The sequence below is a fragment of the Veillonella parvula genome (assembly GCF_902810435.1).
Taxonomy (GTDB): domain Bacteria; phylum Bacillota; class Negativicutes; order Veillonellales; family Veillonellaceae; genus Veillonella.
Window position 1 is genome coordinate 788132 of record NZ_LR778174.1, and the last position, 19126, is coordinate 807257.

The 19126-nt window shown below is 39.7% G+C and carries 20 protein-coding genes; all 20 read left to right on the forward strand.

Annotation, left to right across the window (positions count from 1 at the left end; genetic code table 11):
- Positions 1 to 21 precede the first annotated feature (21 nt).
- The 20 genes from radC to FNLLGLLA_RS03560 all read left to right on the forward strand — a co-directional run bounded on the left by radC (position 22) and on the right by FNLLGLLA_RS03560 (position 19016).
- Positions 22 to 720 (forward strand): RadC family protein, encoded by a 699-nt coding sequence (radC, locus tag FNLLGLLA_RS03465; RefSeq protein WP_008714282.1) that lies wholly within the window; start codon positions 22 to 24, stop codon positions 718 to 720.
- A gap of 279 nt (positions 721 to 999) precedes the next feature.
- The gene (mreB, locus tag FNLLGLLA_RS03470) at positions 1000 to 2037 is read left to right on the forward strand and encodes a rod shape-determining protein (protein WP_008601416.1); all 1038 of its coding nucleotides are present in this window, start codon (positions 1000 to 1002) and stop codon (positions 2035 to 2037) included.
- Position 2038: 1 nt separating this feature from the next.
- Positions 2039 to 2956 (forward strand): rod shape-determining protein MreC, encoded by a 918-nt coding sequence (gene mreC / locus FNLLGLLA_RS03475; protein ID WP_012864591.1) that lies wholly within the window; start codon positions 2039 to 2041, stop codon positions 2954 to 2956.
- Positions 2953 to 3447, forward strand: coding sequence for a rod shape-determining protein MreD (gene mreD / locus FNLLGLLA_RS03480; RefSeq protein WP_156697636.1), 495 nt, complete (start codon positions 2953 to 2955; stop codon positions 3445 to 3447). Before mreC ends, mreD begins: the two co-directional genes overlap by 4 nt.
- A gap of 19 nt (positions 3448 to 3466) precedes the next feature.
- Positions 3467 to 5389, forward strand: coding sequence for a penicillin-binding protein 2 (gene mrdA / locus FNLLGLLA_RS03485; RefSeq protein ID WP_156697635.1), 1923 nt, complete (start codon positions 3467 to 3469; stop codon positions 5387 to 5389).
- Position 5390: 1 nt separating this feature from the next.
- On the forward strand, positions 5391 to 6314 hold the full coding sequence (locus FNLLGLLA_RS03490) for a P-loop NTPase (RefSeq protein ID WP_105086663.1): 924 nt from the start codon (positions 5391 to 5393) through the stop codon (positions 6312 to 6314).
- A gap of 8 nt (positions 6315 to 6322) precedes the next feature.
- A complete protein-coding gene (gene rodA / locus FNLLGLLA_RS03495; RefSeq protein WP_083791376.1) occupies positions 6323 to 7426 on the forward strand; it encodes a rod shape-determining protein RodA in 1104 nt (367 codons plus the stop codon).
- 55 nt (positions 7427 to 7481) lie between these two features.
- On the forward strand, positions 7482 to 9365 hold the full coding sequence (locus FNLLGLLA_RS03500; protein WP_004698741.1) for a TIGR03960 family B12-binding radical SAM protein: 1884 nt from the start codon (positions 7482 to 7484) through the stop codon (positions 9363 to 9365).
- Positions 9337 to 10032, forward strand: a complete 696-nt coding sequence (locus tag FNLLGLLA_RS03505) for a TIGR03936 family radical SAM-associated protein (RefSeq protein ID WP_120055423.1) — start codon at positions 9337 to 9339, stop codon at positions 10030 to 10032. Before FNLLGLLA_RS03500 ends, FNLLGLLA_RS03505 begins: the two co-directional genes overlap by 29 nt.
- Positions 10033 to 10066: 34 nt before the next feature.
- Positions 10067 to 11494: an Rne/Rng family ribonuclease gene (locus FNLLGLLA_RS03510; RefSeq protein WP_105086661.1), complete on the forward strand. Its 1428-nt coding sequence runs from the start codon at positions 10067 to 10069 to the stop codon at positions 11492 to 11494.
- 28 nt (positions 11495 to 11522) lie between these two features.
- A complete protein-coding gene (locus FNLLGLLA_RS03515; protein ID WP_105086660.1) occupies positions 11523 to 12098 on the forward strand; it encodes a manganese efflux pump MntP in 576 nt (191 codons plus the stop codon).
- Between the two features lie 200 nt (positions 12099 to 12298).
- A complete protein-coding gene (rplU, locus tag FNLLGLLA_RS03520) occupies positions 12299 to 12610 on the forward strand; it encodes a 50S ribosomal protein L21 (protein ID WP_105086659.1) in 312 nt (103 codons plus the stop codon).
- A gap of 2 nt (positions 12611 to 12612) precedes the next feature.
- A complete protein-coding gene (locus FNLLGLLA_RS03525) occupies positions 12613 to 12927 on the forward strand; it encodes a ribosomal-processing cysteine protease Prp (protein ID WP_004698521.1) in 315 nt (104 codons plus the stop codon).
- 12 nt (positions 12928 to 12939) lie between these two features.
- Positions 12940 to 13224: a 50S ribosomal protein L27 gene (rpmA, locus tag FNLLGLLA_RS03530; protein WP_004696430.1), complete on the forward strand. Its 285-nt coding sequence runs from the start codon at positions 12940 to 12942 to the stop codon at positions 13222 to 13224.
- Between the two features lie 144 nt (positions 13225 to 13368).
- Positions 13369 to 14025 carry an ABC transporter ATP-binding protein gene (locus tag FNLLGLLA_RS03535; RefSeq protein ID WP_119563216.1) on the forward strand — a complete coding sequence of 219 codons (657 nt, stop codon included), beginning with the start codon at positions 13369 to 13371 and terminating at the stop codon, positions 14023 to 14025.
- On the forward strand, positions 14022 to 14786 hold the full coding sequence (locus FNLLGLLA_RS03540; RefSeq protein WP_004698663.1) for an ABC transporter permease: 765 nt from the start codon (positions 14022 to 14024) through the stop codon (positions 14784 to 14786). Before FNLLGLLA_RS03535 ends, FNLLGLLA_RS03540 begins: the two co-directional genes overlap by 4 nt.
- A 293-nt stretch (positions 14787 to 15079) precedes the next feature.
- Positions 15080 to 16102 (forward strand): FecCD family ABC transporter permease, encoded by a 1023-nt coding sequence (locus FNLLGLLA_RS03545; protein ID WP_120055419.1) that lies wholly within the window; start codon positions 15080 to 15082, stop codon positions 16100 to 16102.
- A 1-nt stretch (position 16103) separates the two neighbouring features.
- Positions 16104 to 17102, forward strand: a complete 999-nt coding sequence (locus tag FNLLGLLA_RS03550) for a FecCD family ABC transporter permease (RefSeq protein WP_120055417.1) — start codon at positions 16104 to 16106, stop codon at positions 17100 to 17102.
- Positions 17103 to 17116: 14 nt separating this feature from the next.
- Complete coding sequence (locus FNLLGLLA_RS03555; protein ID WP_156697634.1) at positions 17117 to 17926, forward strand: ABC transporter ATP-binding protein; 810 nt, start codon at positions 17117 to 17119, stop codon at positions 17924 to 17926.
- A gap of 1 nt (position 17927) precedes the next feature.
- Complete coding sequence (locus FNLLGLLA_RS03560) at positions 17928 to 19016, forward strand: ABC transporter substrate-binding protein (RefSeq protein ID WP_024061977.1); 1089 nt, start codon at positions 17928 to 17930, stop codon at positions 19014 to 19016.
- The last annotated feature ends 110 nt before the right edge of the window (positions 19017 to 19126 follow it).

The window sequence follows — 19126 nt, forward strand, 5'->3', positions numbered from 1 at the left end:
CTATTTGAATGGAGAGATTCTATGGAAGTACCAACAGTAAGTGTAAAAGATATGTTACCATTCCAGCGACCTCGAGAAAAATTTCTCGCCTTAGGTCCATCACATATGGCGATGGAGGAGTTGTTGGCTATTTTATTACGTACAGGGGTAAAGGGGCAATCTGCGATTTCTTTGGCAAGTGATATTGTACAATCCTTTGATGATGGTGTTTATGGTCTTAACCGAATGACCGTAGATAATCTGATCAAAATCAAGGGTATTGGTAGAGATAAAGCAGTGACGCTATGTGCAGCACTTGAAATGGGTAGGCGATTAGGGGAGTTAAAGATTAAAGAGACTTATGAAGATTTTTCGCAACCTTTTGTAATAGCTCAATATGTGATGGAGCGACTGCGTCACGAAGATGTGGAACATGTGTGGGCTGCCATGCTAACATCTCGAAATAAGCTTATTCAGTTGGAACATATCTCTAATGGTGGATTAGTATCAAGTCTTGTAGAGCAAAGAGCAGTATTTAAAAAAGCTATAGCATGTAATGCGGCGGCTATTATTCTAATCCATAACCACCCGTCAGGCGATAGTAGACCAAGTGATGAAGATATACGGCTAACGAAAATGTTTGTTAGTGCTGGTCAATTTATGGGGATTCCTGTACTCGATCATATCGTTATAGGGGATAATGAATTTACGAGCCTCAGCGAAATTGGTAAATTGAGCTGAGCCTAAATAAACTGAACAAAGCCAAATAAGATTATTAAAAGCACTCATTTTGAACTATACCTAATTTTGATGCATGGGTAAGTTCCTATAAATGAGTGCTTTTCCTTATTGTATATGAGATTTTATGTATGAAGTTATGTAATTTTTATGTATGACTTATGAGTACAGGAATTATGCATTATCAGTGCTTTTAACAAAATGAAAGGTACTGATATCAATGGAAAAAGTCGCGTTATATATGGTAAAATGGAATGATGATGTAATGAAGGAGAAATTACTATGAGTTCCATTTTACCTACTCTAGGAAAAGATGTAAGTATAGATATTGGTTCCATACAAACGCGCCTCATGGGGGGGACGCGAGGGACTGTTATAAGCGAACCATCGATTATAGCAACTGATACAAAACAAGAAAAAGTAGTAGCCGTTGGTGATGAAGCGGCGCGCCTCGTATTGCGCATGCCCGATATGTGGCGTCCGTTAACGCCTTTAAAGGATGGATTTATAGTTGACTATCGCGTTATGCATACTATGCTTAGCTACTTTCTTAATAAGGTTTCTAATGCATTGCGTCGAGCTCGCGTTGTCGTAGGGGTTCCTTGTGGGATGACCGATGTTGAGCAACGAGCCATGATGGATGCTGTTATTCAAGCTGGTGCTAGAGAGGTATTTCTTATCGAACGACCTGTGGCGGCTGCTATTGGTTGTGGTGTGCCTATCTTTGAAGCGCAAGGATCTATGGTCATTGATATCGGCGGTGGCACTATTGATATGGGGATTGTTTCTTTAGGTGGTATCGTGGATAGCAAAACAATTCGTTTTGGTGGTTCTGATATTAATAATGCCTTATTGCGCTATGTGCGTGAGTGTTTTGGCATTATTGTATCTGATGAAACTATAATAGATATTAAGCATACATTAGGAACAGCTGTCGCTCCTTTAGAGGATGCAGAGTATGCCTTTCAAGGGCGCGATATGATGAACGGCTTAGGTAGACGTTGTGTGATTCACCAGTCTGAAGTGTACCAAGTTATAAATGAATGTTTGATTGGTCTCTTGGATGAGGTTAAGCAAATGATTCGTGCTACTGCACCAGAAATCGTGGCTGATATTATGCAACATGGCATATGGCTTACTGGCGGTACAGCAAGACTATCTGGTTTAGCGGACCGGATTGGTACTGAATTAGGGGTACCTGTTCACGTTCCTGAAGCACCTGAAACAAAAGTTGTGGTAGGCCTTAATGGGGCCTCATCTGATTTAGTGAGCTTATCGCGTTTTATTGTAAATTCTAAGAATAGAAAGGGCCGAGATTAGCATGATACAGTCAGATAAAAAGTTAATTATCATCGTTGTCATTGGTTGTATCCTAATGGCATTGCTCGGCTTTGCGTGGAAGCAACGGACTAGTATTCCCTTTGTTACGGTTACCCTTGAAGGAATTACAACGCCTTTCGCTTATGGGTCAGCCCGTTTATTAGAGGGTGTTCAAACTAGCTTTACAGTACTTAATAATGCTATTTTCTCTAATATTGAAAGTGAAGAGGAAGCATCTCGTAAAGCTACATTGGAACAAAAGGTAGTTAACTACGATGAAGTAGTGGCAGAGAATATTCGTCTTCGTCAGCTTTTAAACTATAAAAGTAGCCATCCAGAATTCTCCATGACCTTAGCGGGTATCATTACAAAGGATTACGGTACTTGGACAAATACTTTCACCATTGATAAAGGGAGTGATGAAGGTATGGCAGTTAACATGGCTGTTGTGGTACCTAGTGGTGTCGTTGGTTTTATTACAGATGTATATCCGCATTCTGCTCGCGTTCAAACCATTCTTGATCCTCGTAGCGCAATAGGTATTCTTGTACAACGACCTGAATCTCGTTTGTCTGGCGTTGTAAAAGGTAATGGAAATACACCTCGTACACCTTCTATGGTAAATATTGCTCGCGATGGGGACGTATTGGTAGGGGATAAGTTGATTACCTCCGGTTATGGTGGTATCTATCCAAAAGGTTTACCTGTTGGCAACGTGCAATCTATCGAAAATGATTCGGAAGGATTTGTTAAAAATGCGGTAGTCACACCGAGTGTAGACTTTTATCGTTTAGAAGAAGTTTTTGTGCTTACCTCGTCTTCTCTAAGTGCACCACAAAAACCAGAACTTGAACCTAAACTTGTACCTCAAACACAACGAGATCAAGTAGAGGGGGCAAAGGGGGCCGTTAAACAATGATGCGTCTAGCTTTAGCTCTCTGTGGATTTTTAATATATTTTATACAAGCGCAATTATTGCCTACTATTTTCCATACAAATTGGTTACCAAACTTAATTTTGACGATAATTGTTATGATTACTTTATTTAAAGGTCGTCGTATGGGGTTGATATCTGCTGTTATTGGAGGTATCGTACACGATGTATTGATATCTAACTTTTTTGGGCTCCATCTATTCCCCTACGTAATTGTGGTATACCTATTATCTGCCGTAAAGCATCGTATCTATGAAGAACGCTGGTATTGGTCTAGCGGTATAGTAGCTATTTGTACATTGCTAGATGGCGTTATTCGTAGCTTTATGATATTAGCTAGTGGTGGCGATTTGCACTTTGGCCTATACTTGTGGCATATGGTATTACCTGTGATGTTCTGGAATGGCTTGTTAGGCGCTATTGTACACGGTTTGTTATGGCGCAAGGATGATGAACAAGAAGGTTATATTTGGTAAGAATTAAGGGGGTGAAAGAGTGCTTGAAAGCCTCTATAAACGAAAAAAAACGAATCGCTTTGATGTACTCTTTTACATTGTAGCCGGTATATTTATAGTCTTGGCATTACGTCTGATGACATTGCAAATCTTGTCCGGTGGTTATTACCAAGCTAAGGCAGAAGGTAATCGTTTGCGCATGGTATCTATGACAGCTGCTCGTGGTATTATGTACGATCGAAACGGTCAAATCTTAGTAGGCTCTAGACCGGCATACACCATCTCCATTTTGCCTACGGGTAAGGCTTTAGACGAAGGTGAAGTTGCTAAGTTGGCAGCCTTGCTAAAAATGAAGTCAGAAGATATTACAAAAAAGGTAAATGATCATAAATATGGTTATGAGCCAATTCGTATTGCTAGTGATATTTCTATGGATGTAGTTACAACCATAGAAGAGCATCGTCATGAATTACCAGGTGTTACCATAGATGTAGAACCACTTCGTTATTATCCATATGAAACGATGGCTTCTCAGCTCTTTGGTTATGTGGGTGAAGTGAGCGAAGAAGAATTAGAAGAGCTAAAACAGCAAGATCCAAATACCCTTATTAGTGGTGGTACTATTTTAGGCCGTTCTGGCCTTGAGAAATTATATGATTCCATCTTGCGTGGCACTGATGGTGGTAAACAGGTAGAGGTTGATGCTACAGGCCGACCGGTTGCGGAGGTAGATAGAAAGCATACAGTGCCTGGAGCTAATATCCATTTGACAATAGATGCAAATTTACAAAAGGCTGCTGAAGAAGCTGTTAAGAACCAATTAGAGCAGTTGCGTGCCCAAGGTATTCCAGCTCAAGGAGCTGCTGTAGTAGCAATGGATCCAAATACGGGTGCCATTTTGGCTATGGTCAGTGCGCCTGAATTTAATCCTAACTGGTTCGCGAAAGGGATTACAACTGCGCAGTGGAATCAATTGAATAATGATAAGAACCATCCGTTTGATAATAAGGTTATTTCTGGTGAATATCCACCAGGTTCGCCGTTCAAGATTATCACTGGTACGGCGGCTTTAGATCTTAAAAAGGTTACCCCTGAAGAAATGATTTTTGATAGTGGTAAACATTGGCTTATCGATAAACGAAATGCAGAAGGCGAAGCATTGGGGTGGCTCAACTTTAATAAAGCTCTTGCAAAATCAGATAATGTTTACTTCTATGAAATGGGCAATCGCGTTGGCATAGAAGGACTTGTAAAATATGCTGGCTACTTTGGTATTGGTGAAAAGACCGGCATCAATCTTGTTGGTGAGGCCTCTGGTAATATGGCAAGTCCTGCTTATAAACGCAAAGTGTATGATGAAGATTGGTATTTAGGTGAAACCTTTGATGCGGCCATAGGTCAGTCTTTTACCTTGGTGACGCCATTACAAATGGCTGTTATGCTCAGTGAAGTAGCAAATGGTGGAATTAAATACCGCCCATATGTGGTGAGCCGTATTGATAATAAGGATGGTACGCCAAAAGAAATCTTTGGCCCAGACAAACTCGGTATTTTACCTGTACCAAAAAATATTATGGATCTTGTTCGCGAAGGCTTGCGTGACGTTACTAATGAAGGTGGTACAGCAGGGGAGTTGTTTAAAGGATTCCCTATTGATGTAGCTGGTAAAACAGGTACTTCAGAGAATGCACATGGCAGAGATCACGGCTGGTTTGTAGCCTATGCACCATATGATAAGCCACAAATTGTAGTGGTTGCACTTGTTGAGCAAGGTAGCTTTGGTGCGGGCTCTGCAGGGCCTATCGTACGAGATATATTGGCTGCGTACTTCAATGTACCAGTGAATAAGAAATCTAATGATACAAATAGTAAGAGCAATAAGGAAACTGCTACGGGGACAAGTATTAATAAAGGGCAAAAACCTCAGAATGCGGTAACTAGTGGACAACCAAGAAAGGATTAGTATGGGCGAGATAATCGGCGTTGTATCCGGTAAGGGGGGCGTAGGTAAGACTACGATTACCGCTTGCTTGGGTTCAGCCTTAAGCAATGCAGGGCATCACGTATTGCTCTGTGATGGAGATTTTGGATTGCGCGATTTAGACCTTGTGTTAGGAGTGGCAAATGAAATTATTTACGACGCATTAGATGCGAGCGAAGATAAAGACTATATGGATGATGCCATCGTATCAATTGCTGAAAACTTAGATTTTCTACCAGCTAGCCAAAGTGCTCGTTGGGAAGATATAGGTCGTAAAAAATATAAAAAATTAGTTCGTCGCCTCTCTGAGACATATGACTATATTTTAATTGATGCTCCTGCTGGTATCGGTAAGGGCATAGAGTCTATTTTAGAATTAGTAAATCGCTGCATCGTGGTGACGCATCCTTTATGGGTGTCCTTACGTAATGGGGCGCGCATGATTCAAGTATGTCAAGAACATAATATTCGTGATTATGCTATTGCTTTTAATGCAGTACCTATCGATGGAGAGAATATCAATTTATATGATATGTTAGAAGTCCTTCGCGCTGAATATGTAGGGGCTATAATCCCTTATGATGAGGATATTTTGACCTATACACAAGATGGTCGTTTGTTAGAATTTGTTTCTAGCGAACTAAAAGCTATGTTAGCACCTCTTGTTGATTATGTAACTACCGGTGAGTGTTGGGAAGACTACGATGTACAAAAGCACTTCGATGCTTATGTAACTAAGAAAAAAACATCGAAGGAGCAAGATAGTACACCAAGTCTTGCAACAGTAGGTGAGTCTATTTTTGAGGATTCTAACAATGTTCATTACATTAATCGTGGCGGTTGGACCACGCAACGCTTATTGGTGCAAGGGAAACAAAGCTTGTGGCGCCGTAGCAAGTTGAAATAGGTGATATGATGTGGCGTAAAATATGGACAGATAGCGATTGGACTATCATCATATGTACTATATTACTTGTCGGAATTGGTCTTACAGCTATTGGTAGTGCTACCCATGTGAATCATGAGGCTATCGGTTTTGGTAGTTTAGTGGTAAAACAACTCGTATTCTTTTTAGCAAATATAGCTGTCGTTATAGGCATGCAATTTCTAGATTACCATCGCCTTAAAGGGTGGGGGAATATGATTTATGTGATTACCATGCTTATGTTAATTGCAGTTATGGTAGTTGGTACCTCCGCACTAGGTGCACAGCGTTGGATTCAACTGGGGCCAATTACTATTCAGCCTTCAGAGTTTTCTAAACTATTGATGATTATCTGTATGGCTAAAATGTTAGAACCGCGCATTGGCAAGTTAGATACTTTTAAATCCCTATTGATGCCAGTGTTATATGTAGGGATTCCTATCCTTCTCGTATTCTTACAACCTGACTTGGGGACATCCCTCGTATATATTGCTATATTTGTAGGGATGCTCTTTATATCTGGTATCAAAACTAAGCTTATAAAAATTATTGCGAGTGTGGCTTTACTCTTGATGCCTTTGGGCTGGTTTGTACTGAAAGAATACCAAAAGCAACGTATTCTAGTATTTTTAAATCCAGATATCGATCCCTTTGGTTCTGGCTATCATATTATTCAATCTAAGATTGCCATCGGGTCGGGTATGATTTTTGGTAAAGGTATCTTTAATGGTACTCAAAGTCAGTTGAACTTTTTACCAGAAAATCATACGGACTTTATCTTTTCTGTAATCGGCGAAGAATTTGGCTTTGTAGGATGCATTGTAGTATTGCTATTATTGTTTATGCTTATTTATCGCAGCATTCAAGTAGCATATACCTGCAATGATAATTTCGGTATGTTATTAGCAACGGGTATTGGTACGATGTTTGCCTTTGAAGTGCTCGTAAACGTAGGCATGACGATTGGTATCATGCCTGTAACGGGGATTCCGTTGCCATTCCTTAGCTATGGTGTTAGTGCGCTAACAACTAATATGCTGAGCATTGGCATTTTATTAAATATTGCTAGACAGCGGACAAAATATATATTTTAATATCCTTTCATAGGATTGATTGTGAAAGAAGTCTTTCATTAAAGACGGAGGATGTATGATTCAATTAGATACGTCATGGTTACAACATGTCCAAAAGCCCGCTCGTTACACGGGCGGCGAATACAATAGTATCGTGAAAGATCACAGTACTGTTGATGTAACTATGGCTTTAGGTTTTCCCGATGTGTACGAAGTGGCCATGAGTCATTTGGGCATCAAGATTTTGTATGGTCTCGTAAACCGTCGTGAAGATGCGGTAGCCGAGCGCGTATTTGCACCGTGGCACGATATGGAAGAGGAAATGCGCAAGCGTAATATTCCATTATTTTCCTTAGAAACACGTACGCCTATTAAAGACTTTGATGTGTTAGCATTTACGCTTCAATATGAAATGAGTTTTACTAACATTTTAAATATGCTCGATTTAGCAGGCATTCCTATGTATGCTAAGGAGCGTGATTTAGATTTTCCACTGCTTGTATGCGGTGGCCCTTGTGCGTATAATGTAGAGCCTATTGCTGATTTCTTTGATATCGTATCCCTCGGTGAATCCGAAGAGTGGGGCGATGAATTCATCGACTTATTTAAAGCAGAAAAAGCCAAAGGCTTCCCAGGTGGCAAAGAAGGCTTTTTGCGTAAAGTAGCCCAAATTCCTGGCACATATTGCCCGGCTTTATACGATGTAGAATACACCGAACAAGGCGATTTTAAATCGATTACGCCGCGTTTCGAAGACGTACCTGCAACCGTTGAGAAACGTATTATAGAGGATGTAGAGAATGTATTCTATCCAACAAAGCCTGTTGTACCGTTCCTTGATATAGTGCATGACCGTGCTGTATTGGAGTTATTCCGTGGCTGTACGCGTGGTTGTCGTTTCTGTCAGGCCGGTATGCTCTATCGTCCGGTTCGTGAAAAGACGCCAGAACGTTTGTTACAGATTGCTAAAGATACAATTGCCAATACGGGGTATAATGAAATATCCTTGATGAGTTTGAGCTCTGCGGACTATTCTAAATTGCCTGAACTCGTAGATATGCTCATGGAAGAGTTTAAAGATAAACAAGTTAGCGTTAGCTTACCGTCATTGCGTATTGATAGCTTCTCTATCGATATTGCGAAAAAGGTACAGCAAGTGCGCAAGAGTGGTCTTACCTTTGCGCCTGAAGCAGGTACGCAACGGATGCGTGACGTTATCAATAAGGGCGTTAGTGAAGAAGATTTGTTGGCCGCATGTACTAATGCCTTCAAATCAGGATGGAACACGGTTAAATTGTATTTTATGATGGGGCTTCCTACAGAAACAGACGAAGATTTGGCTGGTATTGCAGATCTTGCGTACAAGGTGCTTGACTTGCACCGTGATATTACAGGCAAACGTAATGGTTCTGTAACGGTGAGCGTATCCTTCTTCGTACCAAAAACACATTCTCCATATCAATGGTATGGTCAAGAAGATGTGGAGGAGATTCATCGTAAACAACGTTACTTGAAGTCTCTCATCAATAATCGTAACATTTCTTATCACTATCATGATGGTTATACTGGCTACATGGAAGCCGCTTTTGCTCGCGGAGATCGTAGACTATCTAAAGTTCTCGTAGAGGCTTGGAAAGCTGGTTGTAAATTTGATGGTTGGACTGAGTTCTTTAACTATGAAGCTTGGTTGAAAGCATTCGCTGACTGCGGATTGGATCCTGCGTATTTTGCACGTCGTACACGAGATTTCGATGAGCCATTGCCTTGGGATCATTTAGATTGTACTGTAAGTAAAGCTTTCTTAAAGCGTGAGTGGGAGCAAGCGGTAGCAGCTAATCTTACAGGCGATTGTCGTCGAGCTCCATGTAAGGGCTGTAATGTATGTCCAGAGCTCAATACAGCTATTATTGACTATAAGGAGGGTGGCAGAGTTGAAAAAGTTACGTTTGGCCTTAAATAAGGGCGAAGAATTACGATTCCTGTCACACCTTGATTATGCTCAAGCTGTAGAGCGGATGATACGTCGAGCAGAAATTAAAATGGCATATTCTGAAGGCTTTAACCCTCATATGAAAATTAGCTTTTCCTCTGCTCTTGCTTTAGGCGTAACGGCAGCGGCTGAATATATCGATATGGATGTGCTTGAAGAGGATAGTTTAGAGTCCATTATGGACCGTTTAAATCGCGTAGCACCTCCAGGACTTGAAGTACTAGACGGTAAAGAAATGCCTGAAAAGGTGAAAAAGATGATGGCCATCTGTAATTTTGCTATCTATGAGGTAACAGGTCCTGTGACAGATGAAAATGCTGATTGGGATGCGTTACTCAAACCTTTTAATGAAGCAACGGAAATTTCTTATGAAAAGGTAACACCTAAGAAAACTCGTACCATTGATGTAAAAGAGTTTGTAAAAGAACCCATCGTAGCCTCCGTTAAGGACGGTATGGTGACCCTTACAATGGGTATCGGCATTTATCCGCAAGGTACTATTAAACCTAGCGAAGTGTGGAATCTAGGTAAGGACCAATATAATTGGCCTATTACAACTAGCTACGAAGTTCACCGTAAAGCAATTATGGTAGAAAATGAAGAAGGCCGTTATACGCCTTTAGAGATTAATTACTAATTATAATTTAGATGACAAAGAAGGGAGGGATAGGATGCATAAAATTTTGGTCAATGTTATGCGCGAAGAAATTCGGATGGCTGTTATAGACGAAGAAGGTCAGCTAGTGGACTTTGTCTTGGAGCGTACCGATGAGTCTCATATGGCAAATCATATGTACAAAGGCACAGTAAAGAATGTATTGAATGGTATGCAAGCGGCCTTTGTTGATATTGGGGGCTCTCAAAATGCGTACTTGAACTTACAACAAGGGAAGGAACAGAAAATTTTGCCACGCTTATCTGTGGGGCAACAAATTCTCGTTCAAGTAGTGAAAGAAGAAATGCTTGGTAAAGGTGCTCGCGTAACTGCTGATGTCAGTTTGGCGGGCCGCTTTATGGTGCTTTTACCGTATTCTGAAGGCATGCATATTTCTAAAAAGATTACTGACGAAGCCTTGCGTGCAAAGTTGCAAGAATTAGCAGCACCTTATGTACAAGAAGGTTGCGGTTTTATTATTCGCACTGCGGCAGCTAAGGCTAGTGCTGATGAAATAGGCCGTGACATGGATTACTTGTGGCGTACATGGCAACATGTGTTGAAGCGCTTTAAGGTGGCTAAGAGCGGTACAGATTTATATAGTGACGCAGATTTCTGGTTCCGTCTTGTGCGGGACTATGCTCATCGCAATGTAGAAGAAATCATCGTCGATTCCGATATGGGTGAAGATCGATTGATGGATCTCTTAGGTCATGGCCCTACATCGCAACAAATTAAAGTAACACGTCATCGCGATAGCACACCTATCTTTAAAGCAAACCATATTGAACCGCAATTAGAAGATCTTATCTCTCGCGATATTAATCTTCCTTCTGGAGGGTCAATCCGTATTGATCATACGGAGGCTCTCACCGTATTTGATGTAAATTCTGCTCATTATACTGGTAAATCTAATAAACTAGAAGATTTAGCTTTTACAGTCAATAAAGAGGCGGCAAAAGAGATCTGTCGTCAATTGCGCTTGCGTGATATCGGTGGTATTATCGTCATCGATTTTATTGATATGAAAGATAAAGAACATCAACAAGAGTTATTAAAATTGTTGGGGGCACAAGCTAAGTTAGATAAAATGAAAACCGTTGTATGCGGCATTAGTTCGCTTGGCCTCGTAGAGATGACGCGAAAACGAGCTCGCCAAGGCTTGCAAACCTTGATGTTTGATACATGCCCTCAATGCGGTGGTACGGGCTATATGTTGTCGGGTCGTACTGTATATATGCAGATTGTGCGTCGCATCCGCGAGTTATTTAAATCAGGACGTATTAAAACGAATCTAGAAATCGAAGTTCATCCGGAGGTGGCTCAGTATTTAACAAAAGCTATTGTCGAGGATTTAGGTGGGTCTATAGGTCGCAAGATTTCTATTGTAGTAAATCCACAAATTAGTCGAGAAGGATATTCCTTGATGGCTATAGCCGAATAAGTAAGTAGTTTGTTTATAAATGAGTATAGTGTCTATATTTGAAATTGTATTAATTAGTATTGGTCTTGCCATGGATGCTTTTGGCGTATCTATTGGTAAGGGGCTGACAATGCCTGTAGGTGAGAATAGTCGGAAGGTCACTTTGGCCTTTCTCTTTGGCTTGTTTCAGTTCCTAATGCCCCTCATCGGTTGGCTCATAGGACGTCAATTTATCGATGTCATATCTGATTGGGATCACTGGATTATCTTTGGTCTTCTTGGCTATTTAGGTATCGCTATGATTCGAGAAGGGCTTAGCGATGATGATGAAGAGGACGATGATAAGCAATTTTTAGGTGTCTGGGAGATGGTGATGCTCTCCGTAGCAACCAGTCTCGATGCGATGGCTGTAGGGTTGACCTTTGCGTTCTTACCTATTAATGTATGGGAAGCTTCTACCATGATTGGTATTATTACCTTTGGCATTTCTTTAATTGGTGTGTACTTAGGTAAATTTATGGGCCAATTTGTTGGAAAATATGCAGATATAGTTGGTGGAGGTGTATTAATTCTCATCGGTACAAAGATACTCTTACAGCACCTTGGAATTATCGGAGAATTTTAAAGCTCTGTATATATAAGTGTTAAAAACTAGGCGAATTCTGTAGTTTTTGGTTTGACATGATAGTGTAAATAGTATATACTATATCAGTATTAGTTCGGTTTTCTGAACTTTGCAATCCGCGTGAAGCAGGTTTAAACGCCCGACCGAAGTTCGGGTCGGGATACCGAATTCAGCGAGTTCGATAACAAGGAGGTGTTCTCATGTACGCAATTATTAAAACTGGTGGTAAACAATATCGCGTTGCTGAAGGCGATGTAATTACTATCGAAAAATTGGAAGCAGCTGCTAACGATTCCGTTACATTCGAAGAAGTTTTGACTGTAGTGAATGACGGCGACGTTAAAGTTGGCGCTCCTCTTGTAAACGGTGCAAAAGTTACAGGTACAGTTCTTGAGCATGGTAAAGGTAAAAAGATTTTAGTATTCAAATACAAAGCTAAATCCAACTACCGTCGTCGTCAAGGCCATCGTCAACCGTTCACAAAAGTTCGTATTGAATCTATCCAAGCTTAATTATGGTTTCCATTGGAATCCAGCGGAATAGTGATGGTCAAGTTATTGGTTGTCATATGTCCGGTCATGCAGGATATGATGAACATGGCTTCGATATCGTATGTGCTGCAGTGTCTGCCTTATCGGCAACGGCGATGTTAGGCCTCACCCAAATTGCTCAACAAGAAGGTGAGTATACGAATAGCGAAGGTCAATGTGATATAGTTCTCTCTGGTACGATTAATCAGAGTGGACAGGATATTCTGGGGACTATGCTTCTCGGTTTAGAGGAAATTAGCCGTCAATATCCAGAGTTTGTCCAAATTCACGAAATATAGGAGGTGAACTTAATGTTTACTTTTGATTTGCAATTGTTCGCACATAAAAAAGGTGTGTCCAGTACTCGTAATGGTCGTGATAGTGAATCTAAACGTCTTGGTGTTAAATGCCATGATGGTTCCATCGTAAAGAGCGGTAACATCATCGTTCGTCAACGTGGTACTCACTTCCACCCTGGTACTAATGTAGGTATCGGTAAAGATGACACTTTATTCGCACTTGTGCCTGGTAAAGTAGCATTTGAACGTGCTGGTCGTTATAACCGTAAAGTTAGCGTATACCCTGTAGAAGCTTAATTTTACAAGACTATTAATCCCTAGTGGTTTCCACTAGGGATTTTTTATTGTTTATTATGGTGTAAGTTGTATTGGTATAATATAATATAATTTAAAGTGATTATTAAATATATCATAGAGTCTTGAAATATGATCGGAGGCATTATGGCACTATTAGAGTTATCTAATATATCCTATGTTGTAAACGAAAAGTCTATTATCCGTGATGTGTCTCTATCTGTACATGAAGGAGAGTATCTCACTGTTGTAGGCCCTTCTGGTAGTGGTAAAAGTACACTTTTAAAATTATGCAGTGATTTGATTAGTCCTACCTCAGGGATTATTACTTATAATGGACGTGATTTAACCACTATAGATCCAGAAAGTTATCGAAAAGAGGTAGGTTATTGCTTTCAAAGACCTTACTTGTTTGCAAAAACGGTGCGTCGTAATATTTTGTTCCCTTATGATATTCGAGGTATGGAACCTGATATGATTCGTATCAAATATCTTTTCGATTTACTTCATATGCCTATTGAATATCTTGAGCGCCATAATGATGAACTATCTGGTGGAGAAATGCAACGGATTTGTCTCATTCGAAGCCTTATCTTTGAACCTAAAGTATTGCTTTTAGATGAGGTTACCTCTGCATTAGATGCTGTTAACACGGCTATCGTGGAACAGGTAATCGATGAACTTCATAATAATGGGATGACCATCATAGCAATAACACATAGTGAGGAACAAAGCTTACGTAAGGCTAATCGCCGCATTACAATTGTAGATGGATCATTAGCTAAAGAGGAGGTATTACGGTGAGTCAATTTCATGCTATTTCAGCCATGTCATTATGTCTTGCATCTATATTAGTTATTATAAGTATGTTTATGTCCTATCGGCAGGAGTTGAAGTTAGAGAAAGATATTTTTATAAGTGCTTTACGAGCTACCATACAGTTATTTGCCATAGGCTTTATTTTAGCTTATATTTTTAGTACTGAAAGTCCTATATTCATAATCGGATTATTAGGTTTTATGGCTATTAATGCAGCCTATAATTCTTCTAAACGCGGTAAGGGAATACCATATGCATTGTGGATTTCTTGGTTTGCCATAACCGTAGGTGCAAGCATTACATTATCGATTTTGCTTCTAACAGGTGTGCTTAACTTTACTGCTTATCAGGTGATTCCTGTTGGAGGGATGGTTATTAGTGGAGCTATGGTGGCAATTGGCCTTTGTTATCGACAAATGCTATCAAATTTTGAGTTACGCCAACAAGAGGTGGAAATTAAACTAGCGTTAGGAAGTACGCCTAAGCAAGCGTCAAAAGCCATCGTGCGAGATGTTATAAAGACTGGATTGCAACCTACTGTAGATAGCGCTAAGACTTTAGGAATCGTGGCTTTACCAGGAATGATGACAGGTCTAATCTTAGCGGGAATGCCTCCACTTGAAGCTGTAAAATATCAAATGATCGTGACATTTATGAGTTTATCTACTATATCGATTGCTTGCTTTATTACTTGTCAATTAGCGTATAGAGCATTTTTTAATAATAGGAATCAATTAAATAGGTAAATTTAGTACTTTAAATATATTTTATTGTACATCAAATCAGAATATTTACTCATAACTTAGAGTAGTAGCCTTAAGGTTACTGCTCTTTTTTTATAGAAATAATGTTTATATATGATTATAGGAATAAAAATTGTTGGATATAATTCTGTATAGTTATAAAGATTTACTTATTTTGTTTTTAACATTGCATTATTGCTATAAATGATACTGAGATTTATTATTGAAATAGATAGAGCATTGTTGATATAATGTATCAGTAAATTCTATAGTATTTCGTATTGTAAGGAGTTCTTATGAGCAATTATGACGTAGAAACAAGGGGAGGGCGCGCAGCTAAAACTACGCTACTAGGTATACTGGCTTTAGCTATTTTAATTGCCACATCTCTTGGTTCACTCTTCATTGGGATACGCTATATCAGCCTAGATGATATTATTTTATCCTTTACTAACTATGATCCTAATAGTATAGGTCAGATGATCGTTCAAACATTGCGCTTGCCACGTATGATAGCAGGTATCGTTGTAGGTATCAGCTTTGCCGTATCAGGTGCACTGATGCAAGGTGTTACCAACAATCCTATGGCAAGTCCTTCTATTTTGGGGATTAACGCAGGTGCCAGTTTTGGTTTAGCTGTTGGGATGATTTTATTTCCTTATTTAACCTTAAATGGAAGTATTTTGTTTTCCTTCGGTGGGGCCGCATTGGCAACACTGTTCATTTTAGCTCTTGCTAAACGCGTAGGTGGTAAAGCTACTCCTGTATATCTTGCACTTGCAGGTACGGCTATTAGTGCAGTATTTGTGGCTGTTACACATATGCTTGTTGTGTACTTCCAAGTGGCACAAGAGTTAAGCTTTTGGACTGCAGGCGGTATTAGTGGTATTCGTATGGAACAAGTATTACTCGTATTACCTTGGACACTCATTGGTATTCTTATTGCCATGTACGTATCTAAATCTGTTACGCTCTTAAGCTTTGGCGAAGAGGTAGCTATTGGTCTTGGCAGTAATTTAAATCGTGTACGTGTATTATCTGGTTTGACTGTACTTATTCTTAGCGGTTCTGCTGTTGCTCTAGCCGGTCCGATCGGCTTTGTAGGTCTCGTTATTCCACATATAACACGTAAACTGGTAGGCATCGATTATCGTCTTGTAATTCCATTCTCTGCACTCTTTGGTGCAGTACTTGTTATGATTGCTGACGTTGTAGCTCGTATCGTAAATCCTCCATTCGAAACACCATTAGGTGCCATTACTGCTCTTGTAGGTGTTCCATTCTTTATTTATTTAGCAAATCGTAAGGGAGGAAAATAAGATGAAAAAACGCTTTTTTGCCTACTCTTTCGTTATGACGCTCATGTTGTTAGGTGCCATGTATGGACATCTTCATACAGGCTTTAGTGATATGTCTACATCTGATCTTATTCGCATTCTCTTTGGCGGTGGTAATGATGTAGAAAAACTCACAGTTTTTGATTTCCGTTTAGTTCGCACCATCTTGGCTGTATTTATTGGTATGGGCCTTGCTATGTCTGGTGCAATTTTTCAAACTATATCTCGGAATGAATTGGCTAGTCCAAGCTTGTTAGGCGTAAATGCTGGTGCTGGTTTAGGTGTAGTTCTTTTAGTATATTTTGCAGGTTCTACAACGGCGTGGGGGATTTGGACATTACCTACTGTTGCCGTAGCTGGGGCTGTTGTGGCAGCGATTTTAATTTATCTTCTATCTTGTCGCGGTAGAGATATTATTTCTCCATATCGTTTAATCTTAACAGGTATCTCTATGAGTGCAGGACTCCATGCATTGCAAGTCTTACTCGTAACGCGTTTGGACCCTAATAAATTTTATTTAGTTAATACTTGGACCATCGGCACTATTTCGGGTAATACATGGGAGCATGTATGGGTGCTTGCGCCAGTTGTCATTGTATTATCACTCATTCTCTATGCCCGTTATATGGAGCTAAATTTATTGAGCCTAGCTGATGAAACAGCGATTGGGCTTGGTGTACATATAAATCGCTCTAGATTTGTATACCTTATTATTGCAGTTCTTTTATCTGGGTTCTGTGTAGCTATCGGTGGCAGCATTGGTTTTGTAGGGCTTATTTCCCCGCATATTGCACGCCGCTTAGTCGGTGCCGATCATGCCTATTTCTTGCCATTAACAGGTCTAATTGGAGCTATTTTAGTGGTCACTGCTGACTGGATTGGCCGATCCATTATTGCGCCTGATGAAATCCTCTTAGGGATTATTGTAGCTTTAATCGGGGCACCATACTTCTTGTATATTCTAGCAAAAACAAAAGCGTAAAAGGGGAAATATAAATGAAATTAGAAGTTAAAAACCTAACTACTGGTTACGGTGATACAAAAATTATAGAGAACTTAAATCTTACGATTCCAGAAGGCAAGGTAACAGCATTAATTGGTGCTAATGGTTGTGGTAAATCTACTTTACTAAAAACTATTTGTCGTATTATTCGACCAATGGATGGCGATGTCTTACTAGATGGTAAATCTATCGGTTCTTATGGTAGTAGAGAACTAGCAAAAAAGGTTGCTATTTTGCCTCAAAATCCAACGGCACCTGGTGAAATTACAGTTCGTGGACTTGTTATGTACGGTCGTGCACCGCATCAAGGCAGCTTATTTGCCCGTACTACAAAAGAGGATAAAGAAATTGTAGAGTGGGCTTTGAAGGAGACTGAATTACTTCAGTTTGCAGATCGTGGCATTACAAATATGTCTGGGGGGCAACGGCAACGCGCATGGATTGCCATGGCTATCGCTCAAAATACAGACATTCTATTCCTTGACGAGCCTACTAGCTTCCTTGATGTATCTCACCAAATGGATGTATTACATTTAGTAGAGCATTTGAATAAAGCTTATAACAAAACGATTGTTATGGTTATTCACGAACTTAATGAAGCCGCTCGTTTTGCTGATAATTTAGTTGCCATGAAGGATGGAAAAATTCAATACGAAGGTACGCCTCATACTATCTTCCATAATGAAATGTTGAAGGATGTATTTGGTGTAGATTCTACAATCATGAATGACCCTAAGACAGATCGTCCGTTCTGTATTCCTTATTCTATGAAAAATTATGGCCATACGGCACGTGAGGTGTAGTATGAAGCGTTTGTTAATTTCTGGTCTTTTGGGGGCTTGTATGCTCATGGGAATTGCAGGATGTGGTCCACAGGAAAATGGTATGACTCATGAAGCTATCTATGCTAATCTTGATGATAAGGTAAAAACAGCCCTTGAACGGTCAAATGATCCGAAAGACATTGATAAAGAGTTTAAGAAGCGATTAACGGCTATCCAAAAGGCAGCAGATAAAATTGTTACTGTTGAAGGAGATAAGATTATTGTCACTCATAAGCTCGGGACAACAGTTATGCCCAAAGAACATAAACGTATCGTGGTTGTTCGGACAGAAGATCCTATGATTGCATTAGATGAATCTTTTATAGGGGCAAATTTTAATGAAAAAAGCTATCTTTATAATGAATTAAGTAATCGTAATGTTCAAAATTTTAGTATTAATGATGAAACAAAGACTATCAACTATGAGCAGATTCAGGCTTTAAAACCGGATTTGATTATTATGCGTGACTCTTATGGCAAAGCGGCATATAATGCACTTTCTAAAATTGCTCCAACCATTTCTGTCAACGTAAATAAGGAAGAAGTTGCACTACTAACTATTGCTAAAGCACTTGGGGTCCCTGAAAAAGGGGAAGCTCGTTTGAAAGAATATTATTCACAGGCTAAGAAAACACGGATAGCTTTAGCTGAACATATGCAAGGGGAAACCGTAGCTTTTCTAAGAATTTTAAATAAAGAAATACGATTGTATCCGTATATGAAAAGCGATTTGAATGTCTTTATGGCTGAATTACTTAATATTAAACCGCCTGATATGGTATTAGAAACAGAACTTAACCCTACGAACAATGCGATTTCTTTAGAGCGATTACCCGATCTTGATGCAGGCTATTTAATCGTTTCTGCTGGTTACGGTGCTTCTAGTGCTAATAATCAAGGTGTAGCAGACCAACGATTGGCAAATCTTAAAAAAGATGAGTTGTGGAAAAATTTGCCTGCTGTAAAAGCCGATCATGTATTGCAAGTGGATAGTACTTTGTGGATGGCCCATGGTATTATTGCGAAAGAACGTGCTATGAAAGAGCTGTATGATACATGGGGAGAATAGGACTAAATACATTTGTAATATATAGTTAGTACTATTATGTAAGGGTTTATCTCGTGTAAAAATACATACATACATTTTAGTCATGTTCGATATAGATAATCGATATAGAT

What these genes read in the sequence shown, in the direction of transcription:
- FNLLGLLA_RS03560 (WP_024061977.1), top strand. Translation starts at nt 17,928, where the DNA reads ATGAAGCGTTTGTTAATTTCTGGTCTTTTGGGGGCTTGTATGCTCATG.
- rpmA (WP_004696430.1), top strand. Translation starts at nt 12,940, where the DNA reads ATGTTTACTTTTGATTTGCAATTGTTCGCACATAAAAAAGGTGTGTCC.
- rodA (WP_083791376.1), top strand. Translation starts at nt 6,323, where the DNA reads ATGTGGCGTAAAATATGGACAGATAGCGATTGGACTATCATCATATGT.
- FNLLGLLA_RS03500 (WP_004698741.1), top strand. Translation starts at nt 7,482, where the DNA reads ATGATTCAATTAGATACGTCATGGTTACAACATGTCCAAAAGCCCGCT.
- mreC (WP_012864591.1), top strand. Translation starts at nt 2,039, where the DNA reads ATGATACAGTCAGATAAAAAGTTAATTATCATCGTTGTCATTGGTTGT.
- FNLLGLLA_RS03490 (WP_105086663.1), top strand. Translation starts at nt 5,391, where the DNA reads ATGGGCGAGATAATCGGCGTTGTATCCGGTAAGGGGGGCGTAGGTAAG.
- mreB (WP_008601416.1), top strand. Translation starts at nt 1,000, where the DNA reads ATGAGTTCCATTTTACCTACTCTAGGAAAAGATGTAAGTATAGATATT.
- FNLLGLLA_RS03545 (WP_120055419.1), top strand. Translation starts at nt 15,080, where the DNA reads ATGAGCAATTATGACGTAGAAACAAGGGGAGGGCGCGCAGCTAAAACT.
- FNLLGLLA_RS03555 (WP_156697634.1), top strand. Translation starts at nt 17,117, where the DNA reads ATGAAATTAGAAGTTAAAAACCTAACTACTGGTTACGGTGATACAAAA.
- FNLLGLLA_RS03525 (WP_004698521.1), top strand. Translation starts at nt 12,613, where the DNA reads ATGGTTTCCATTGGAATCCAGCGGAATAGTGATGGTCAAGTTATTGGT.
- mreD (WP_156697636.1), top strand. Translation starts at nt 2,953, where the DNA reads ATGATGCGTCTAGCTTTAGCTCTCTGTGGATTTTTAATATATTTTATA.
- FNLLGLLA_RS03550 (WP_120055417.1), top strand. Translation starts at nt 16,104, where the DNA reads ATGAAAAAACGCTTTTTTGCCTACTCTTTCGTTATGACGCTCATGTTG.
- FNLLGLLA_RS03510 (WP_105086661.1), top strand. Translation starts at nt 10,067, where the DNA reads ATGCATAAAATTTTGGTCAATGTTATGCGCGAAGAAATTCGGATGGCT.
- radC (WP_008714282.1), top strand. Translation starts at nt 22, where the DNA reads ATGGAAGTACCAACAGTAAGTGTAAAAGATATGTTACCATTCCAGCGA.
- FNLLGLLA_RS03535 (WP_119563216.1), top strand. Translation starts at nt 13,369, where the DNA reads ATGGCACTATTAGAGTTATCTAATATATCCTATGTTGTAAACGAAAAG.
- rplU (WP_105086659.1), top strand. Translation starts at nt 12,299, where the DNA reads ATGTACGCAATTATTAAAACTGGTGGTAAACAATATCGCGTTGCTGAA.